The sequence below is a fragment of the Dokdonella sp. genome (assembly GCF_019634815.1).
Lineage (GTDB): Bacteria > Pseudomonadota > Gammaproteobacteria > Xanthomonadales > Rhodanobacteraceae > Dokdonella_A.
Map to the genome: position 1 here is coordinate 101,340 of NZ_JAHCAP010000008.1, position 20,742 is coordinate 122,081.

Here is a 20,742-nt window from a genome sequence, read left to right on the forward strand (position 1 = left end):
AGCTTCGCATCTTGGCGGGCCCGGCGAAAGCCGGGCCCGTATTCGCACGCTTCACGGCAACGCCGGCCAGCGTTGCCTTGCCGCCGGACTCAGCTCTTGGCGCCAGCCTGAACCAGCTGGGCAATGCGGCGCAGCGCCACCGATGCGATTGGATAGTCGACCGGTTGGGTGCTGATCTCCTCGAGCATGCCGAGCGTGAACTTGAGCGCCGGATCGTCCCGCTCCATCCAGCGCGCCACTGGATGCGGCTCCTTCGCCGGCGCCGCGGCGAGGATCTGCCGCATCAAGGCGCAATGCTGGGATGACAGTTCGTCGCGCAATGCCCCGCGTGCCTGCGCATGCCAACGACTCTCCACCGGCAGCGCTTCGATCTGGCGGCGCAGGCCATTGATATCGAGCGCGTGCGCGAGTTCGAAGTAGACCGCGGCGACACGATCGGGTGCCTGTCCGCTGTCGATCGCGACTTCGATGATGTCGAACGCGGCATCGAGCTCGGCGATCTGTGCGAGCGATTGCGCGAGTTGCTCGGGCACGCCCAGACCTTGCCATTTCTCGACATCGACATCGTAGTCGGCACGACTGTTGGCCGTGAGGACGCGCGGAAACGCCGCGCGCAGAGCGTTCACGCCGGGGCCGTAGCGACCGACCAGCTCGGCGATGTCGAGCACGCTGCCGCGATGATTGAGCAGCCAACGCGTCAGATTGCGTTGCAGATTCCAGATCTTGAGCAGCGCATCGATCTGCACGCCTTCGGCCACTTCGCCGTCGAGCGCCTCGATTCCTGCCCATAGCTCACGCGAGCCGACGATTTCGCGCACTGCGCTGTAGGCCTTGGCGATCGCCGCCGGCCCCTGCCCGGTATCTTCCTGCATGCGCAACATGAACGTTGCATCCATGCGGTTGACCAGCGAGTTGGTGACCGCGGTGGCAATGATCTCGCGCTTGAGTCGATGCCGCTGCATGTGCTCGGCATAGGGTTGTTGCAGGGGCTCCGGAAAATAGCGCACGAGTTCCTTGGACAGGAAAGGATCTTCGGGCACGTCCGAATGCAGCAACTGCTCGAACAGCTTGAGCTTGGAATAGGACAAGAGCACGGCCAGTTCAGGACGCGTCATGCCCTGATGACGGGCCTTGCGCTCGGCCAGCTCGGCTTCGCTGGGCAGGAACTCGATCTGGCGGTCGAGCATGCCCTCGGCTTCGAGCGTGCGAATGAAGTGTGCGTTCGAACCAATGCGCTGCGCCGACATGTGCTCCATCAGCGTGATCGCCTGATTCTGCCGATAGTTGTCGTTGAGCACGAGGCGTGCGACTTCGTCGGTCATTTCGGCGAGCAGCGAGTTGCGCCGTTCGATCGTCAGCTCTCCGCGCTGCACGGCGTCGTTGAGCAGGATCTTGATGTTGACCTCATGGTCCGAGGTATCCACCCCGGCCGAGTTGTCGATGAAGTCGGTATTGAGCAGCACGCCCTTGCGCGCGGCCTCGATGCGCCCCTTCTGCGTGCAGCCGAGATTGCCGCCCTCGCCCACCACCTTGCAACGCAGCTCGCCGCCATTGACGCGCAGCGCGTTGTTGGCACGATCTCCGACATCGGCGTTGGTCTCGCTCTCGGCCTTGACGTAGGTGCCGATGCCGCCATTCCACAGCAGATCGACCGGCGCCTTGAGCACCGCGCTGACCAGCGCGGTCGGTGTCAGCGGCTCGTCGCTGCTGATGCCCAGTGCCGCACGCGCCTCGGGCGAGAGGGTGACCGTCTTTGCGCTGCGCGGGAAAATGCCGCCGCCCCTGGAAATCAGCTTGGCGTCATAGTCTTCCCACGAAGACCGCGGCAGCATGAACATGCGCTCGCGCTCGGCGAAGGAAGTGGCTGCATCCGGGTTCGGGTCGATGAAGATGTGGCGATGGTCGAATGCCGCGATCAAGCGGATGTGACGCGACAACAACATGCCGTTGCCGAACACGTCACCGGACATGTCGCCAATGCCGACGCACGTGAAGTCCTCGCTCTGGCAATCGTGACCCAAGGCGCGGAAATGGCGCTTGACTGATTCCCATCCGCCGCGCGCCGTGATGCCCATGCCCTTGTGGTCGTAGCCGACCGAACCGCCCGATGCGAAGGCATCGCCGAGCCAGAAGCCATGCTCGGCACTGATGCCGTTGGCGATGTCGGAGAATTTCGCCGTGCCCTTGTCGGCAGCCACGACCAGATACGGATCGTCGGCGTCGTGACGCACCACGTCGCGCGGCGGCACGATCTTGCCGTCGACGATGTTGTCGGTGACATCGAGCAGGCCGTTGATGAACATCTTGTAGCAGGCGATGCCCTCGGCCAACAGCGCGTCGCGCTCGGCCGGCGGTCGCTTGACGAAGAAGCCGCCCTTGGAACCGACCGGCACGATGACGGTGTTTTTGACCATCTGCGCCTTGACCAGACCGAGCACCTCGGTACGGAAATCCTCGCGGCGGTCAGACCAGCGCAGGCCACCGCGCGCGACCGCGCCAAAACGCAGATGGATGCCTTCCACGCGCGCACCGTAGACGAAAATTTCGCGATACGGCCGCGGCTTTGGCAGGTCCGGCACCTTGGACGAATCGAACTTGAAGGCGATGTATGCGTGCGGTTTGCCGTCTCGTGCGTTCTGGAAATAGTTGGTGCGCAGGGTCGCGCCGATCACGCCCAGATAGGCGCGCAAGATGCGGTCTTCGTCGAGGCTGGCGACATGCTCGAACAACGCCTTGATCGCACTCACCACCGCCGTGATCTGGCCAATCCGCGGCTGCGCCCGGGCGGCGGTCAGCGTGTCGAGGTAGTCGCCCGGCAACTTTGCCAGTACCTCGGCGGGCAACAACGCACGCAATTGGGCCACCAATTCATCCGCCCCGGCGACCGCACCTGCCTCGCGCGCAGGATCAAACCCTGCCTCGAACAGTTCGACCAGCAAGCGTGACAGCGCCGGATAGCGATTGAGTGTTTCTTCCATGTAGCTCTGCGAGAACGGCACGCCGGTCTGCAGCAGGTACTTGCAGTAGCCTCGCAACATCGCCACCTGGCGCCAGCCAAGATGCGCACCGAGGATCAGCTTGTTGAACGCATCGTTCTCGGCGTTGCCGCGCCAGATTTGCTCGAACGCGCGCTCGAAGGCCGGCCCGATCTGGGCGACATCGAATGCGCATCGGGTTTGCGGCTGCACCACGATGTCCTGGATGCGCAGGTGAACATCGCCGAGATCGAGCTCATCCAGTTGCTCGGTCAAAACCTTGAGGTTCATGTTCTCGAGCAGCGGGATCACCTCGGACAGCGAAATGTCGCTGCCATGACGGAAGATCTTGAAATGCTGGGTCGCGGCATCCCGATGCGAGGGCGCAAGGCTGAGTCGAATATCGTCGTCACCCTGCAACTGCGAAGCCAGCGCGATGTCGGCCGCCGCGCCACGCGGCGTTGCGGTCTCGATGTAGCTGGTCGGAAGTCCGGCATAGCGTGTCGCCAGTTGGCGTCCGGCGACATCGCCATGCGCTTCGATCAGGGCCGTGCGCAGTTCTTCGCTCCAGTCGCGCACGATCCCGGCCACGCCGCGCTCGAGCGCAGCCACATCGTACTCGGCATGCTCGCCCGGTTGCGGACGAATCACCAGATGCAGCAAGGCTACCGGCGACTCGCTGACCTGCACCGAGGAGTCGACCTGCTTGCCGCGCAAGGTCGTGCTCAGCAGGTTGGTGATGCGATCGCGCGCATCGCTGCTGAGACTCTCGCGCGGAACATAAGCCAGACACGAATAGAAGCGGCCATAGCGGTCGCGCCGCACGAACAGGCGCGCCCGCGGTCGCGTACGCAGAGCGAGCACGCTGGTGGCCAGGTCGAACAGGTCGTCCTCGTCGGCCTGGAACAGTTCGTCGCGTGGCAGCAGTTCAAGCACGTGGCGCAGCGCCTTGCCCGAATGCGCGTCGCGACGCAGACCGGAACGCTTGAGCACGGCTTCGACCTTGCGCCGCACCAGCGGCACGTCCTGCGGCCGCGCCATGTAGGCATTGGTGGTGAACAAACCAAGGAAACGCTGCTCGGCGATCGGCACCCCGGCTTCGTTGAAGCGCAGCACGCCGATGTAGTCCATGTAGCCTGCGCGATGCACACGTGCCCGCGCGTTGGTTTTGGTCAGGATGATGGCGTCCATCGAACCCGATTGCGGCAATTGCCGCGCGACCAGGGTGCGCAAGGATCGTGCCGCCTGCGCGCGCTCGGCACCACGCAGGATGCCCAGACCCGAGTTTTCCACTGCCTGCAGCACTTCTTCGCCGTCGACGCTGGCGACCTCGTACTCGCGATAGCCGAGGAAGGTGAAGTTGTCGTCGACAGCCCAGCGCAGGAATTCCCGGGCCTCGGCCACACCCTCGGCAGCCACCGGCAGCTTGCGTTGCGACAGGTCGTCGGCGATGCGCAGCATCGTCTTGCGCATGTCCTGCCAGTCACCGACGCTGGCGCGCACGTCGGCGAGCGCCTCGACCACTGCCCTTTTGAGTGCGGCAGCCGCATCGGCGTCGGCGACGCGATCGACTTCGAAATGCATGAGCGACTCGACCACGGCAGCTTCGGCATGGCCTTCCGCAAGCGACTGCAGCTTGCCCGCTGCATCACGCCGCACGGCGATCACCGGATGGATCAGCGCATGCGTGGCAAGCCCCGCATCGGCGATCGCCATGCCGACCGAATCGACCAGAAAAGGCATGTCATCGGTAACCACGTCAACCGCGGTTCGCGCACTGCGGCCGCTGCCGATTTCGCTGATGCGCACGACGGGTGTACGTGCTTGACGCTCGCCAAGCAAGCTCAAGGCCGCCGCGACCAGCGTCGCCCATTCCTGCGCCGTGCGCGCCTCGACTTCGTCGCGCGGCACGCGCTCCAGCAAAGCATGCGCAAGTCGCGCGGCATCAGCCTGTTGCCCTGCAGCGATCAAGGACGGAAGCTGGCTGAGGATCGCTTCCATTGCCGCACTGCCCGAAACGCCGGAATTGCTCATGTCGCTCCCGAAAAATGGCCGGTTTGCAAAAGACCGCAAGGATACGCCGCGCCCCTGAACAAGGCCACCACGCGCCGGCCCGCGCGGACTTGAAACCACCCACGGAAAATGCTGCCGCACGAGACCGTGATGCGCATGCCCGGCAATTCCTGCAAGCACGCGTGGCGGCCCAACTTCCTACACTCCCCGGATGGCGGAGATCCTGCCATCGTGAACGATTCACTGGACATCCCGAGGATTCCCATGAAGGTCGCACATCGTTTCCTCGTCGTCGCCGTGGTGGTGACGCTGGGCGCCTGTGGCAGCGGCAAGCCAATCGCGCCGACGGAACAGGCCGTCGAAGTCGGCACGCTGACCGCTGCGGCGCAGAGCGTGCCGCTGTCTCGACAGACAGTGGGCCGCCTGAGCGCGTTGCGCAGTGCCGACGTCCGCGCCCGCGTGGCAGGCATCCTCGAACAGCGCGTCTACGACGAAGGCAGCGACGTCAAGCAGGGGCAGCTTCTGTTTCGCATCGATCCTGCGCCGCTGCGGGCCGCCCTCAATGCCCAACTTGCCAATCTCGCCGCGGCCAAGGCCACCTATGACAACAACCGCATTGCCGCCGAGCGCGCGCGCGCGGTGTCCGCCAAGGGCCTGCTGTCGCGTTCGAGCTTGGACAGCGCCGAAGCCGCCGAGCGTACCGCTGCCGCAGCGGTCAAGCAGGCGCAGGCCAATGTCGAGTCCGCACGCATCAATCTGGGCTATGCCCAAGTGAGCGCGCCGATCAGTGGCCGCGCCGGCAAGCAGCAGGTCACCGAGGGCGCACTGGTCGGGCAGAATGATGCCACCCTGCTCACCACGATCGAGCAGATCGACCCTCTGTACGTCAATTTCAGCCTCGCGGTCGGTGAACTCGAAGCCATGCGTCGGGCCGCCGCGAGCGGACAGATCACGCTCACGCAGCGCGATCAGGTGCAGTTGCGGATCAGCCTGCCAGACGGCACGCCGTATCCGGAAACCGGCCTGCTCGATTTCACCGCTGCCACGGTCGACGCGGCAACCGGGTCAGTCAGCCTCCGCGGCAGCGTGCCCAATCCGAAGCACAACCTGATGCCGGGCATGTTCGTCAATGTCGATCTCGAACTGGGCGCAATCAAGCAGGCCTGGCTGGTGCCGCAGTCTGCCGTGCAGCGCGATGCGCAGGGGCTCTACGTGTACGTGGCCGCCAATGGCAAGGCTGCGCTCAAGCACATTGCGGCCGAGACTGCGCAGGACGGCCGCTGGATCGTCACCGAAGGGCTTGCCGATGGTGATCAGATCGCCATGAGCAATATCCAGAAGCTGCGTCCGGACATCGCCGTGAAGGCCACGCCGTGGCAGGACCCGGGCGCTGGCGCCACGGCACCCATCGCCGCGCATTGACGCCCGCGACCCGCACGTCGGCATCGTGCCGCGCGCACCGAGGCTTGGCACCCAACGCGCAACCGGATCAATTCAAGGCTCCGAGCTTGCAAGGAATTTCCCATGTCACAGTTCTTCATCGATCGCCCGGTGTTCGCCTGGGTCATCGCGATCCTGATCACACTCGGTGGCGTGCTGTCCGTGCGCAGCCTGGGCATCGAGTCGTACCCGTCGATCGCTCCCCCGCAGGTGGTGATTTCGACGAGTTACCCGGGCGCCGATGCGGCCACCGTCGAGAAATCGGTGACCCAGGTGATCGAGCAGCAACTCACCGGCATCGACCGCCTCGCCTACTTCAGCGCCAATTCCGGCTCGGACGGCTCCGCCTCGATCACGCTCACCTTCGAACCGGGCACGGATGCCGACACCGCCCAGGTGCAGACCCAGAACAAGGTCGCGCTGGCGACGCCGCGCTTGCCCAATGAGGTGGTCGAGCAGGGAATCGTCGTCGCCAAGCAGAATCCGGACTTCTTGCTGATCGGCATGCTGCGCTCGGAGACTGGCAGTCTCGATTCGGCGGCCCTCAACAACCTCGCCGCCGCTGATGTGGTGCCGCAAATCCAGCGTGTACCCGGCGTCGGTGGCGTGCGCCAGTTCGGTTCCGAGTATGCGATGCGCATCTGGCTCGACGCCGACAAGCTGCATGGCTACAACCTCTCGGCAGCCCAGGCGCTGGCGGCAGTGCGTGCGCAGAACATCCAGGTCGCCACCGGTTCGCTTGGCGCGCAACCTGCGGTGCCTGGCAACGGTTTCTCGGCCACGGTCACCGCCGAAGGCCGCTTCACCTCGCCCGCCCAGTTCGAAGACATCATTCTGCGCGCGAACAACGACGGCACCACGGTGCGACTCAGGGATGTCGCCCGGGTCGAACTGGGACCCTCCTCTTACGGCAGTTCGGTTGCCTACAACGGCCAGCCTGTGGCCGGCTTTGCCGTGCAGCTCCAGACCGGCGCCAATGCGCTCAGCGTTGCCGAAGCCGTCAAGGCACGACTGGCCGAGCTTTCGACCAGCTTTCCGCAAGGGGTGACATGGTTTGTCCCCTACGACACCACGCCATTCATCGTCTTTTCGATCCGCGAAGTGGTCAAGACGCTTGGCGAAGCGGTGGTTCTGGTGTTTCTGGTGATGTTGTTGTTCCTGCAGAACCTGCGCATGACCACGATTGCGCTGCTGGTGGTGCCGGTGGCCCTGATGGGCGGCTTCCTCGGTTTATGGCTGGCCGGATTCACGATCAACCAGCTCACCCTGTTCGGCATGGTGCTGGTGATCGGCATCGTCGTCGATGATGCGATCGTGGTGATCGAAAACGTCGAACGCATCATGGATGAGGAAGGCCTTGGTCCCAAGGAGGCAACGCGCAAGGCGATGGGCCAGATCTCCGGCGCGGTGGTCGCCATTGCCGTGGTGCTGATGGCGGTATTCATTCCCAGCGCCTTGCAGGCCGGCTCGGTCGGCGTGATCTTCCGCCAGTTCTGCGTGACGATTGCCCTGTCGACCGCGTTCTCGGCCTTCCTCGCCCTGGTCTTCACGCCGGCGCTGTGCGCGTCCATGCTCAAGCCCGTGCACGAGGCCGACAAGAACGCCTTCTTCCGCGCCTTCAATCGCGGGTTCGAACGTCTGCGCAACGCCTACCTGGGCCACACCCTTGCCGCCATCCGCCATGCACCGCGCTGGCTCGCCGCCTTCCTCGTCGTGACCGTGCTGTGCGGCTTCATGTTCACCCGCATCCCCTCGAGTTTCGTACCCGAGGAAGATCAGGGTTCGATCATGGGCGTCGTGCAACTGCCCGCCGGAGCGAGCATGGAGCGCACCCGCCAGACCATGGCAAAAATCACTGAACTCGTACTCGCCAACAAGGCGACCCAGGGCGTGATCGCAGTGACCGGGTTCAGCTTCATGGGCAATGGCGAGAATACCGGCATGGCCTTCATCCGCCTCAAGCCCTGGGCCGAGCGGACCCGCCACGAGCAAGTCGCCACCGAAGTCATCAAGCAGCTCAACCGGACCTTGTCTGAAAACATCAAGGACGCCACCGTCAACGTGCTCAATCAGCCGACCATCCGCGGCCTTGGCCGCTTTGCCGGCTTCGACATGTATCTGGAAGATCGTGGCGGCCGCGGCCACGAGGCGCTTGCGCAGGCGCAGGACGTGTTGCTGGCCAAGGCCGGTGAGCGCAAGGACCTGCTGACCGGCGTACGCGCGAATTCCCTGCCGCCCACGCCGCAACTGGAGATGCACGTCGACCGGGTGCAGGCGCAGTCGATGGGCCTGTCACTTGGCGAGGTCTACACCGCAATTCAGCTCATGCTGGCGCCCGTTTACGCCAACGATTTCTTCAATCAGGGCCGCGTGCAGCGCGTGACGATGCAGGCCGATGCGCCATTTCGCATGGGGCCCGATGCCTTGACGCGCTTTTTCGTGCCCAGCGCCACCCATTCCGAAACCATCACCGCGAACGGCACCAGCACCACCCTGCCGGCAATGATCCCGCTGTCCAACGTGGTGAGCGCCCACTGGAAAATGGCGCCGCCGACCCTGGCGCGCTACAACGGCTATCCGGCCGTGCAGATCAATGGCAACCCGGCTGCCGGACGCAGTTCAGGCGATGCAATGACGGCCATGCAGGACATTGTCGCCAAGGACCTGCCGCAGGGCTTCGGCTACGACTGGACCGGCCAATCGCTGCAGGAGATCATCTCCGGCAACCAGGCGCCGATCCTCTACACCCTGTCGCTGCTGGTGGTGTTCCTGTGCCTGGCCGCACTGTATGAAAGCTGGTCGATCCCGGTCTCGGTGTTGCTGGCTGTGCCCTTGGGCGTGTTTGGTGCCTTGCTGGCGACGATGGCGCGCGGCCTCACCAACGACGTCTACTTCAAGATCGGCATCATCACGATCATCGGTCTGGCGGCGAAGAACGCCATCCTAATCATCGAATTCGCGGTCGCCGAACAGCGTGCCGGCCGACCACTCGGCGGTGCCGTCATCGATGCCGCACGCATGCGCATGCGGCCGATCCTGATGACCTCGCTGGCCTTCATCTTCGGCTGTTTCCCGCTCGCGATCTCGAGCGGTGCCGGCGCCAACTCGCGCCATGCGATCGGTACCGGCGTGGTCGGCGGCATGCTGTTCGCGACGGTACTCGGCCTGCTCTTCATCCCGGTGTTCTACGTTGCGGTGCGTCGCCTGCTTGGAGACAAGATGGAGCCGATCGAAGAAACCCGCGCCGCGCTGTTGGCCAATCAGGGACGACAGAAATGAAGCGCGCCCCGCCCGCGCGCGTCCCCCGGCGCGCGTCGGAATGGCGGGTCTTGGCGGCAGGACTGATGCTGCTGTCCACAGCCACAGCCACAGCCGCCACCGACCACGCGCCCGCGCCGTGGCAGTTTGGGCGCGACAGCAATCCCTTCGTCGCCGCAGGCGGCTTGCCGTTCGCACCGCCGACGACTCGCGCCGACGGCGGGTGGCATCTCGACGCCGTGCTTGCTGCCAGCAACACCGAGATCGGGATCAGCCGTGGCGATGAGCAATTGCGCTACGACATGGAAATCCACGAGCTGCGGCTCGCGGTGTCGCACAGTTTCGGCGAACGCTGGGTCGCGCGTGCAAGTACTGCGCTGGTGCGATTCGATCAAGGCTTTCTCGACGGCTTCGTCGAGGACTTCCACCGTATCTTCGGCTTCGACAATGGCGATCGCGGCAGGCTACCGGGCAATGGCCACACGATCCGCTACAGCGATTCCGAAGGCCACGCGGTGGAACTCGCGCGCGCGCGTTCCGGGCTTGCCCCGCTTTTGCTCGATCTGGCATGGCGCGCACCCGGCGAGGGCAGCGAGTGGCTGCTCGGCGGCACCCTCAAGATTCCGACCTCGCATGTCTCGCCACTGATCGATGATCGCGCCACCGATCTCAGCCTGTGGACCGCGCTGCAATCGACCAGCGCCACGCGCTGGCGCTGGGGCGCACGTGCCGGTGTGTGGTTCCGTGGCGAAGGCGATCTGCTCGACGGGCGTCGCAAGGATCAGGTGCCCTTCGTCGATGGCGTGCTCGGATTCCAAATCACACCGCAATGGGACGTGGCGGCGCAGTACCAGTGGCACGGCGCGCCTTACGACTCGGCGATCTCGCTGCTGCGCTCGGCCGGGACGCTGACCCTGTCGAGCGCTTGGCATGCAGACAGCGGCTGGAGTCTGCGCGCCGGCCTGGTCGAGGACCTGCCAGCGCGACATGCCCAGGACGTGACCTTCTTCGTCGGCTTATCGCGCTGATCCGACGCGGCTACAATCGCAGGATTGAACCGCAGATCACTTCCCCATGAGCACCAACGAACAAGCTCTGCTCGACAAGACCTGGTTCTATCGCTTCCGGCTGCCCAGCGGCCGTGTCACGCCGACCTACGACGATGGCGCACTCGATGCGATCCACGATACCCGGCGCGCGATGCTGCACGACATCGTGCGCGCCCGTTTCGGCGACTCGCTGGCCGGGCGCAAGGCGATCGACATCGCCTGCCATCAAGGCTGGTTCTCGACCCAACTGCTCGAGTGGGGTGCGGACGCGGTACTCGCGGTCGATGCGCGCGCCGAACACATTGCCGATGTCGAACTGGTGCGCAGCGCACTGGACCTGTCGAAACTGCAAACGCTGCGCAGCGACGTGCACGCGCTCGACACCACCGGCCTCGGCCAATTCGACCTCGTGCTCATGCTCGGCCTGATCTATCACCTGGAAAACCCGATCGGTGCCTTGCGCCAGGCGCGCGCGCTCACCCGCCACCTGTGCGTGGTCGAGACCCAGGTCGTGCCCGGCATGAGCGGCATGGTCGACTACGGCAGCTACCGCTTCGTGCGGCCGCTCAAGGGTTCGTTCGGGATCATCGACGAAACCGACGACACGCACGGCCCCGAGGCAAGCACCACCGGCATCTGTCTGGTGCCCAGCCTCGAAGCCCTGTTCTGGATCCTGCGCAAGGTCGGTTTCTCGCGAGTCGAACTGGTATCACCACCCGCCGATGCCTACGAGCAGCTTGCCCACGGCAAGCGCGTGATGGTGGCTGCCTACGTCGACTGAGCCAGTAGCAGGCTACCTCGCGCGTCGATGGGCCTGCACAAACTGTGGTGCAGGCCAACATTGCCAAGGCGGGCAATCGCGTAGGATCGCGCCGACACGACATGGAGCGCCGCTATGATCCGCCGCATCCCCCTGCTCGGCTGCACCTTCGCCCTCGCACTGACCGCGGTTGCGCCACTCAAGGCAGCGATCACGATCGATCTGTCCTTCGTCAACCAGAGCTCGCCCGAATACCTGCGCTTCAAGGACTTCGTCGACGCCGCGGTCGGTGGCAATCCCGGTTACGCGTTCTCGGCAGCTGACGCCGCCTGGATGTTCAAGCTCACCGGTCAGGCCCAATACGCCAACCTCGCGGTGCAGATGGTCGAGGCCCAGGTCAGCGCGGCTGAAACCGCGATCGCCGGCGGCGGCCGCCCCGAAATCTCGGGCGACCAGTACCTCGAAGTCGGGCCGATGATCGAGGACCTCGCGCTCACCTACGACTGGTGCGCGGCCTACGTGACGCCCTCGCAAAGGACACGCTGGGCCAACTACGCGCAGCAGGCGGTATGGAACGTGTGGAATCACGCTTCCGCATCCTGGGGCGGCAACCCGTTCCCGTGGGCAGGCTGGGGCGTGGATGATCCCGCCAACAACTATCACTACAGCTTCCTGCGCGCGACGATGTACTGGGGCCTGGCATCGAACAATGCCACATGGATCAACCTGCTGCAGAACGACAAGTGGCCCGAGCAGCTCGCCTACACCGCAACGCTCACCGGCGGTGGCAGCGAGGAAGGCACCGGCTATGGCCTGTCACACGGCACCTTGTTCGAGATCTATCACGTCTGGAAGGACTCGACCGGCCAGGACATTGCCAACAGCAATGCCCACGTGAGCGACAGTATCGAGTGGTGGATTCACGCCACCGTACCGACGCTCGATCGCGTCGCCGCGATCGGTGACCAGGCGCGCGTGTCCGAGCCGGTCATCTACGATTATCACCGCAAGCTCATGCTGCACGCCCGCAGCGCTTCCAGCGATGCCGCGGCACGCGATGATGCCTCGTGGTGGCTGCACGCGATCGCCAATCAAGACATGGAGAGCGGTTTCAACTATCGCCACAACCTGCAGCCTGCCGGCCCCGGTGGCACGCCGCCAGCCTCACTCGTCTACCACGGTGACGGTACCGGACAGTTGTTCGCGCGCACCGGATGGGATACCGGCGCGATGTGGCTCAATTTCACCGCCGGGCCATTCGAGCAGAGCCACGCGCATCAGGACCAGGGCAACTTCACCCTGTTCGAAGGTGATTGGCTCGCGGTGACCGAAAACATCTGGACCCACAGCGGCATCGTGCAGGAAACCGACGTGCACAACGTGCTGCGCTTCGTGAACAACGGCGCCGTGGTACCCCAGGTGAGATCAACCCTCTCGACCATGACCGTGACGCCCGGCAGCGGCGGCGCCGTGCACGCGGTCGCCAACCTCACGCCCGCCTACAACGGCAATCCGGCGGTCGGCTCCTGGCTGCGCACGATCGACTTCGGTGGTCGCAAGCTCACCGTCAGCGATGCCTTCACGCTTGGCGCCGGCACGCAGGCGATCTTCCAGGTCAACACGCCAGTGCAGCCCGTGATCAACGGGCTGACCGCCACCGCGGGCACCCTCAAGATCCGCGTGATCTCACCGGCCAATGCCACGCTCAGCGCGCTCGACTGGACCACGCAAAGCGGGGGCGGGGAAACCTACAACCGCGGCTGGCGCCTGGACGTGAGCGGTGGCAGCAACGCCTATGTGGTCGAGTTCAGCACCGGCGACACGATCTTCGCCAACGGTTTCGACGCCTGACGCTGCGGCTGGAACGCCCATTCATCACGCAACACGCGTAGGCGCAACGGGAATCGGCTGCCTGCACTCATCGAACGACTAAGTAGCGCCAGTCAGAATGTAATCGTCGGGCACGCGTCCGGCGACTCGAATCCGTCGGCGAACACAGGGCCGTCGCGGAATTGCCGAAACACCGGGTACAGCGTCTCAATTGTCATCGCGTTGTGGCGTTGGTTCGCAATGCCGGTCGGGTTTGGCCCGAAGAAAACGTTCGGTTTGGAGAAGTGGAGAATCTGCGGGATGCCGGCGGGACGGGAGACTGACATCACCGTCTCGAAAGCGCCGCTGACGAAGTGCCCGAACGAATGCACGAAGGAAGCTTGAGCCGGTGCAGGAGCATGCGCTGGATCATGCTCACCGCCGAGGTTGTGCCCGAACTCGTGTGCGAACGCGTCGGTGGCGATTGCGCAGTCTTGCGCCACGATGTTGTAGGCGAAGGCGTTGAACTGCGCCCCCACATCGCAGCCCGCCGTCGGCGGGAAGGTGCACCCCGGCCGTTGAACGAAAGCGACGCCACAGGCTCCGAGGGTGGCGAAGTTCTCGGTGACCACGCTGACCACATCGGCGCGAACAGCGTTCCGAAGTGCGGCGATGACCGGGCTCGCCTGTGCGTCGTTTCGCGAGTCGTTCGGGAATCCGTTAGGAAGCGGGAATCCGACAATGCGCATCACCGTGACGTTGCCGAGGCTCGTGGTGTTTTGGCTGTTGGCGAACGCCGTGTTCGCATCGACCACGGCCTAGTCGATGATGGCGCGGATCGCGGCGTTATCCGCCGCCTGCGTGCATTGTCCGGCAGGTCCGCCGGCCGCAACGCGCGCTTCTTCAGTGTAGAGCACCAGCATGTCGATATCGTTCGGTCCGGATGCCGCCTTGGTCAGCGGCCCAGCGGGCAGGAACGATGCCGCAGACGATTTCGAGCTCGCCGCGCTTGCCGGCGCCTGGGCATTGTTCCCGGCCGAATCATCTACTGGATAGGCGGTCTCGTTCAGCTCCACGGTGTAATTGGTGGTGATCTCGAAGCGACCGACGGGGCCGTCGAGGATGCCAGCCACACGCCCTTGTCGAAACGTCAGCCGCAGATTGTGACCGTTGCCGGTGCCCGTCCAGGTGTAGGCGAAAGCGCTTGGCGGCGCGCCCGGAGTGGGCGATTGATCGACCGGCGAGAAGCCGAGGCGGCGAATGAACTGCTCGCGCTGCACCGTGACATTGAGTGCGCCGGCGGGTCGCGGAATGCTGATCGTGATGGTTTGCGGATTGGTTTTGAGACCGTCGTGGTTGATCGTGGAGGCGTAGACGGCGAGCCCGGTCGGTGGCGGCATCACGTCGGGCGACGGTGGATCGATGCTGGCGAAGAGCGCTTCTTGCGCAGTGCTGAGACACGGGCTCGCAAGGAGCCAGAAAAGAACGATTCGTTTCAGCATCACGCTCTCCCTCGTTGATTCGACCACGCAATCAGCAGCGCGCCTAGCGCGAGCATCCAGAGCCCCAGGCGCGATGTGCTGGGTATGGAGACCGCCGCAAACCCGAATACGGTCGTACTTCTGTTGTTGGCTGGATTCGGATCAGTGTCGAGTCGGCTGCTGGCGCGCCATGTTGCTTCGGTGGTCGTGGTCTGGCTGAGGTCGATGTACGCATCCACGGTGCATGACCGAGACTCCCCTACCTGGAGGCGGGGAAAATAGACAACTTCGATGAAGCCCTCTCGATCACCTGGGATGGGGTCGTAGTTGATGAACTCGAACGGGCACGCAACGGGGTCTTGTGAGTAGACAAGCAACGGGATTCGATACGCATCGTTCACGCGGATGATGCTGGATACGCTGACAGGCGGGAAGACGGAATTCCCAGGAACGTCCGCACCCGCAATATCCGGACCGAGGTTCGTGACGGTGAACGTGATTTGTGCGGTTTGACCGGGGAAGTACGGGCCAGCCGGAGAGACTGCCGTCGTGAGAGCGAGATCGACTTGCCCTGCTCTGGCCGCTGCGGCGGCGACCAGAAACAGGACACCCAAACCGACGCGCAGCCAAGCCATGCGCGCTTGGCGCGCAGGCTCACGGCGTCGGGCGGGCTTAGTAGGCATCACTCCGCCATGCTTTGACGCCGTAACCGCCGCCAAGAATTGCCAGCAGCACGCTGGCCTTGGTGTACCAGGCAGCCCACCACACCATGGTGCGGTCGGTTCCAGGGAGTACGTCGAGCGACAGCGAGTAAAGCAGTTCCTTGCTCGCCCGGTGATCCAGCGCAGGGCACCAGCACATCCACGGCGTAGCGAGCGCGAGAGGCAGCAGGCTGCCGAGTGGAATGTTTGGACCTTTCAGCAAGCCGACAATGGCGGCTGTCCAAACGAGCATGTATGCGAGCACCCGCGCGCCGGTATCCATATCGAGACCGGCGGAGGTTGAGAACTTCCAGATGACGATGAAGACGGCAGCGGCGCCGCCGATGACGATGGCTGCTGCGGTGTTGTCTGGGCTTTCGCGACTCATCGCATCTCTGCCGTGTGCTGCTACTCGAAGATGGTTGCCAGGTTAGCCATAACCTCTTCAATGATCCTGGCCGGAACCGCCTCCAGGCGCCTGGCCATGCGGGCCAGCAAATCGAGGGCGCGCAGCTGATCGCAGCGAATCACGCCCGTGGTCTGGGTGCCCGTTCCCATCAGCGAAGCCGCAAAACCGGCAGTTCGCGCAAAGTTGCCGCCAGCCGTTATCGGCAACACGAAGGGAACGCGGGTCAGACGATTGAACGCCACCAGCGAGATGACCAGAACCGGGCGCGTGTCCTGCTGCTCGTGTCCCTTGGACGGATCGAGGGAGACGAGATAGATATCCCCGCGATCCATCACAATAGTTCGCTGCCGACCGATGGAGCATCGAGCCATTGCCGATCTTCGGCCGACACGGGCGCCGTTGCATCGCATTGGGCCAGCAGCTCGTCGAGCGTCTAACGCGGCCGTTGCGGTTCGACGACCAGACGGCCTCCATCGACGCCGAAACAGACGACTCCAGCGGCGTCGCCCCAAGCTGCGCAAGGTCGCGGGCTCCGAGCCAGCGGTGTCCGGTCCTGCTCCGGCGCCCGCTCAGCGCACGCCGGTTTCGTTGCGCGCAATCACCAGACGCTGGATCTCGCTGGTGCCTTCGTAGATCTCGGTGATCTTGGCATCGCGGAAGTAGCGCTCCAGCGGCATTTCCTTCGAATAACCCATGCCGCCATGGATCTGCACTGCGGCGTGGGTGATGAACATCGCCGCTTCCGAAGCGAACAGCTTGGCCACCGAGGCCTCGGTGCCGAACCGTCCGCCACTGCGCTCGGCTTCCATCTTGGCGAACGCCGCGCGCAGCACCAGCAGGGTCGCCGCATCGAGCCGGCATTTCATGTCGGCGATGCGCGCCTGGATCATCTGGAACGAACCGATCGGATGACCGAATGCCTTGCGCTCGCGTACCCAGGCCAGGCTCGCCTCATAAGCCGCACGCGACAAACCGACGGCTTGCGAGGCGATGCCGATACGCCCTGCATCGAGCACGCTCATCGCGATCGCAAAGCCCTTGCCTTCCGCGCCGAGCAGGTCGCTGGCCGGGCAGACGTAATCGCTGAACTCGATCTCGCAGGTTGCGGAGGCGCGAATGCCGAGCTTGGGTTCGCTCTTGCCGGCGTGGAAGCCGGGACGCTGGGTGTCGATGATGAAGGCCGACACGCCCTTGGCGCCCACGCCGGGCGTGGTGATCGCAAACAGCACGATGTAGCGCGCGACCGGGCCCGAGGTGATCCAGCTCTTCTTGCCGTTGATGACCCAGTCACCATTGGCATTGCGGGTCGCTCGCGTGTGCATCGCCGAGGCATCCGAGCCGGACTGCGGCTCCGTCAGCGCATAGGCGCCGATCGCCTCGCCGCTGGCAATCGCGCGCACGTACTTCTGCTTCTGCTCCTCGTTGCCGTACTTGAGGATGCCGTTGCAGTAGAGCGAATTGTTGACCGACATGATCGTTGAGTGCGCGCAATCGGCCGCGGCGATCTCGATCATCGCCAACGCATAGGCGATCGTGTCCATGCCGGCACCGCCGTACTCGTGCGGCACCTCGATGCCCATCAGGCCGAGCTGGCCCATCTCGCGGATGTTGTCGAGTGGGAACTCGCCCCTGGCGTCGAGCTCGGCGGCACTGGGCGCAATGCGCTTTTGCGCAAAGTCGCGCGCGATGGACTGGATCGAAAGCTGGTCTTCGGTGGGCTTGAAGTCCATGGACGGTTCCCTGCAGGCGAAAGAATCCGCCAATTCTAGGGCATCAGCGCGAGGCCCGGGCTTGCCGCCACGCCAGCCGCCGACGCAGGCATGCTGCCGTCAGCCCCGTCATCCAGTCTGCGCTGGACATGCTCGTGAGCGCTGCGTTGCGCATGCGGGCGGCGCGAGACCGGCCTGGCCCGCGAAGCTGCGTGCCTGCGCACTGTGCGAAGATGGGTGGCGACACGCGTGGATGAGCCCGGATGATCAAGCTGCTCGCGCTGACATGGATCGGTTTCTCGCTGGTGGCCGCGCCGCTGCTGGCCTCGCTGACAATGACCGTGCATCGCGATGCGCAACTGGCGCCGCTGTCCCGCATCGCCGGCCTGGTCCTGCTCGCGGCGCTGTTCCTGTTGCAGGCGGCTCACGCCGATTGGCTCATGCGGGCCGGGCCCTGGAGCGGCTCGACCGCCTATGTCCTCGTGCTGTTCCTTGCCGCCTCCTCGTTCTTCCTGTTCTTCCGCGGCGCACTCTCACCCGCAGCATTGCATTGCGCGTGGCTGATCGCGCTGTGCGCGCCCCTGCTCGCGGCATTCGTGCTGCCCGCGGCCATCGCGATCCCGCTCGCCTTCGTCGGCGGGACCGCATTTGCGTTTCGCCTGGCGCTGCTTGCCCACAAGCTGCGTGCGCAGCGGACCAATTTTCAGCTCGAGCGCGGCGTGTTCGCGGCGCAAGCCCTGATTGCGCTCGCGATGTTGCTGGTCGGCCTCGCCTCACCCTGGCTCGGACTCGACGTGTTCTACCGCGCCTATGCGATCCTCATCGGCGTGGGCTTGTGCGGCGCCTTGTATCTGTTGCTGCGCTTTCCCGACCTGCCGACCAAGGCCGCCGAAGCGGTCGCCGCGACCTATGCGGTATCCACGCTCGGCAAGGTCGACGTCGAGGCGACCGTGGCCCGGCTCGGGCGATTGATGGACGAGGAGCGCGTCTATCTGGATGAAAACCTCAGCCTGGGCAGTCTGGCCGCACGCATCGGCCTGTCGACGCATCAGTTGTCGGAACTGGTGAACCGCCAGTTCGGCTGCGGTTTTTCACGCTACGTGCGCGGCCATCGGGTCGAGGCGGCCAAACGCATGTTGCTGGATGAACCCGACGCTTCGGTGCTCTCGGTCGGCTTGGCGGTCGGCTTCAGCTCGCAATCGAACTTCTACACTGCCTTCCGCGAGCTCACCGGCGAAGTTCCCGGCAGCTATCGCGCGCGCTGCCAGCAGGCCGGCAAGGCCGTGCCCTGAGCGACAGCTCGATGCCTGCGACCCGCACAATGCGTCGAAATGATCTTTTGACAGCCGCGCAACCCATTGATTGTCTTGAACGCGATTCGATAGTTGTTCCTGCCTGATCAATCCGGAAGACCGCGCCCCTCTGACCCGCCCAGGATCGCTCCAACCACAGAAGGGTGCGGCGAACATGGCGAGCATGACGGTGTATTTCGACGGGCTGTGCCCGGTGTGCAGGCGCGAGGTCGCGCTCTATCAACGCCTGGTCCGCGCCGATCGGGTGGCATGGCGGGACCTGGCCGGTGATCCGCACGCGCTGGCGGGCGAGAGTTTCGATACAGCCACCGCGCTGGAACTCCTGCATGTGCGCGACCGCGAAGGCCGCCTGCACATCGGCCTGCCGGCACATCTGGTGATGTGGGACGAGCTGCCCGTGCTCAAGTGGCTCGCTGCGCTCTTGCGGCGCTATCCACGACTGCGGCGCGCATTCGAGCGACGCTATCTGGCCTTCACGGCGCGCCGACCCGGGCTGCGGCGTCGCACCAGCGGTTCCGGCCATGCGTGATCCGCGTCATGCCGACATCCGCTGGCAAGATCTGGTCGTCTTGAGCCGACTGGAAATCTGCCGCGAACTGGCCATGCCCTTGCTTGCCCTCGCGCTCGCGCTGCTGGCCGGCACTGCCGGGTTTCTGGGGATCACGGTCCTGGCCAGCTTCACGCTGTTCATGCTGGGGCTGCGCGTCACCCATGGCGCGTTCCATCGCAGCATCGGCCTGCGCGGCACCCCGAACGATCTGGCGATGTTCACGCTCAGCGCCCTGCTCGGCGGCTCGATGCATGCGATCGAGGTCACCCATCTGCGCCATCATCGGGATTGCCTGGGCGCCGATGACGTCGAAGGTCATATCGCCGCGCACGGATTCTGGCGCGCCCTGCTCGACAGCCCGCGCTATCCGCTGGCGATCCATCGTGCCGGTTGGAAACATGCAACGCCTCGTCAGCGCCGCTGGATCGCGGCCGAGCTGCTCATCGCGGCCTGCATCCATCTGGCGCTCTGGTTGTTCGGCACACAGGCGCTGCGGATGATCGCGCTCTCGCTGTATGTCGCCAATGCGCTCGCGGCGATGCCGGGCATCTGGTGCGTCCATCACGGCGGCCATCACAATCCCGCGGCGCGCATGCGCAGCACGCGTTCGCGCTGGATCGCGCGGCTCACCGCGAACATGTTCCATCACGCCGAACATCACGCCTTCCCCGCGGTGCCGACCTGCCACCTGCCCCAGCTCGCACAGCGCTTCGATCGGGCGGATGCCACGCCACCGCCGATTCTCAATCTCGGCATGCGCGGTCGAGCTGCAGCAAGCGACTGAAACCGCAGGGTTCGCCGAGCAGGCGCTGGGCGAGGATTCATGACAGCAGCTTCGGCTGATCAAAGGCGCGCGCCCGGATCACGCGCCTTTCATGCGCGCATGTGGTCGCGACTCCCGTCGCGCCTACTCTGCAAGGCATGCGGTCGCGACTACCGTCGCTCTTACAGCGCTTTTGAGCGGCGTCTGTACGGCATGTGGTCGCGACTGCCGTCGCTCCTACATCGTTCCTACGCGGCTGCGGCAGCGCCCAAGCGTCAGTCCTGCAGGCGACTGAAATCGCAGGGTTTTCCAGGCAGACGCTGGTCGAGAATCCACGGCAGCAGCGCGGGTTCGTCGTAGGCGCGCGCCCAGATCACGTGCTTTTCGCGCGGGTATTCGGTGTAGCGCGGGCTGCCGCCCATCTCCCGCAGCGCGCGCACGACCGCACGTGAGCCGACCATCGCACCGTTGTAGCCGGTCTCGACATCGGTGTCGTTGTCCTCGCTGCCGTG

At 64.8% G+C, this 20,742-nt stretch carries 15 protein-coding genes and 1 pseudogene; 8 read left to right on the plus strand and 8 right to left on the minus strand.

The annotated features are described in order from the left end of the window. Window positions 1-89 precede the first annotated feature (89 nt). On the minus strand, window positions 90-5,009 hold the full coding sequence (locus tag KF759_RS06230; RefSeq protein WP_291223664.1) for an NAD-glutamate dehydrogenase: 4,920 nt from the start codon (window positions 5,007-5,009) through the stop codon (window positions 90-92). A gap of 243 nt (window positions 5,010-5,252) precedes the next feature. Here KF759_RS06230 and KF759_RS06235 point away from each other — a divergent pair, with 243 nt between their 5' ends. From KF759_RS06235 to KF759_RS06255, 5 genes are all read left to right on the plus strand, one after another. Further along, window positions 5,253-6,410, plus strand: coding sequence for an efflux RND transporter periplasmic adaptor subunit (locus KF759_RS06235; protein ID WP_291223666.1), 1,158 nt, complete (start codon window positions 5,253-5,255; stop codon window positions 6,408-6,410). Window positions 6,411-6,512: 102 nt separating this feature from the next. Continuing rightward, on the plus strand, window positions 6,513-9,707 hold the full coding sequence (locus tag KF759_RS06240; protein WP_291223668.1) for a multidrug efflux RND transporter permease subunit: 3,195 nt from the start codon (window positions 6,513-6,515) through the stop codon (window positions 9,705-9,707). A 65-nt stretch (window positions 9,708-9,772) separates the two neighbouring features. Then, window positions 9,773-10,714, plus strand: a complete 942-nt coding sequence (locus tag KF759_RS06245; RefSeq protein ID WP_291223670.1) for a DUF3187 family protein — start codon at window positions 9,773-9,775, stop codon at window positions 10,712-10,714. A 46-nt stretch (window positions 10,715-10,760) separates the two neighbouring features. Continuing rightward, window positions 10,761-11,516, plus strand: coding sequence for a DUF1698 domain-containing protein (locus tag KF759_RS06250; RefSeq protein WP_291223672.1), 756 nt, complete (start codon window positions 10,761-10,763; stop codon window positions 11,514-11,516). A gap of 114 nt (window positions 11,517-11,630) precedes the next feature. After that, window positions 11,631-13,346: a heparinase II/III family protein gene (locus tag KF759_RS06255; protein ID WP_291223674.1), complete on the plus strand. Its 1,716-nt coding sequence runs from the start codon at window positions 11,631-11,633 to the stop codon at window positions 13,344-13,346. 92 nt (window positions 13,347-13,438) lie between these two features. On the opposite strand, the gene KF759_RS06260 is transcribed toward KF759_RS06255, so the two are convergent. The 6 genes from KF759_RS06260 to KF759_RS06285 all read right to left on the minus strand — a co-directional run bounded on the left by KF759_RS06260 (window position 13,439) and on the right by KF759_RS06285 (window position 17,625). Continuing rightward, entirely contained in the window at window positions 13,439-14,119 is a 681-nt protein-coding gene (locus KF759_RS06260; protein WP_291223676.1) for a zinc-dependent metalloprotease family protein, read from the minus strand. Between the two features lie 3 nt (window positions 14,120-14,122). Further along, complete coding sequence (locus KF759_RS06265; protein ID WP_291223677.1) at window positions 14,123-14,806, minus strand: hypothetical protein; 684 nt, start codon at window positions 14,804-14,806, stop codon at window positions 14,123-14,125. Continuing rightward, on the minus strand, window positions 14,806-15,420 hold the full coding sequence (locus tag KF759_RS06270; RefSeq protein WP_291223679.1) for a hypothetical protein: 615 nt from the start codon (window positions 15,418-15,420) through the stop codon (window positions 14,806-14,808). The genes KF759_RS06265 and KF759_RS06270 overlap by 1 nt, the downstream gene beginning before the upstream one ends. Window positions 15,421-15,457: 37 nt before the next feature. Beyond that, window positions 15,458-15,874 carry a hypothetical protein gene (locus KF759_RS06275; RefSeq protein ID WP_291223681.1) on the minus strand — a complete coding sequence of 139 codons (417 nt, stop codon included), beginning with the start codon at window positions 15,872-15,874 and terminating at the stop codon, window positions 15,458-15,460. A gap of 20 nt (window positions 15,875-15,894) precedes the next feature. Next, window positions 15,895-16,227 (minus strand): type II toxin-antitoxin system PemK/MazF family toxin, encoded by a 333-nt coding sequence (locus KF759_RS06280; protein WP_291223683.1) that lies wholly within the window; start codon window positions 16,225-16,227, stop codon window positions 15,895-15,897. 237 nt (window positions 16,228-16,464) lie between these two features. Further along, window positions 16,465-17,625 (minus strand): acyl-CoA dehydrogenase family protein, encoded by a 1,161-nt coding sequence (locus KF759_RS06285; protein WP_291223685.1) that lies wholly within the window; start codon window positions 17,623-17,625, stop codon window positions 16,465-16,467. A 242-nt stretch (window positions 17,626-17,867) separates the two neighbouring features. Between KF759_RS06285 and KF759_RS06290 the strand changes: the two genes are divergently transcribed. The 3 genes from KF759_RS06290 (at window position 17,868) to KF759_RS06300 (ending at window position 20,251) form a co-directional block, all read left to right on the plus strand. Continuing rightward, window positions 17,868-18,896, plus strand: a complete 1,029-nt coding sequence (locus KF759_RS06290) for a helix-turn-helix domain-containing protein (RefSeq protein ID WP_291223687.1) — start codon at window positions 17,868-17,870, stop codon at window positions 18,894-18,896. A 175-nt stretch (window positions 18,897-19,071) separates the two neighbouring features. Further along, window positions 19,072-19,446, plus strand: coding sequence for a DUF393 domain-containing protein (locus KF759_RS06295; RefSeq protein ID WP_291223689.1), 375 nt, complete (start codon window positions 19,072-19,074; stop codon window positions 19,444-19,446). Beyond that, window positions 19,439-20,251, plus strand: a complete 813-nt coding sequence (locus KF759_RS06300; protein ID WP_291223691.1) for a fatty acid desaturase — start codon at window positions 19,439-19,441, stop codon at window positions 20,249-20,251. Before KF759_RS06295 ends, KF759_RS06300 begins: the two co-directional genes overlap by 8 nt. A gap of 254 nt (window positions 20,252-20,505) precedes the next feature. Here the strand turns inward: KF759_RS06300 and KF759_RS06305 are convergent. Continuing rightward, window positions 20,506-20,742 (minus strand): annotated as a pseudogene (locus tag KF759_RS06305) (hypothetical protein); the annotation flags it as partial.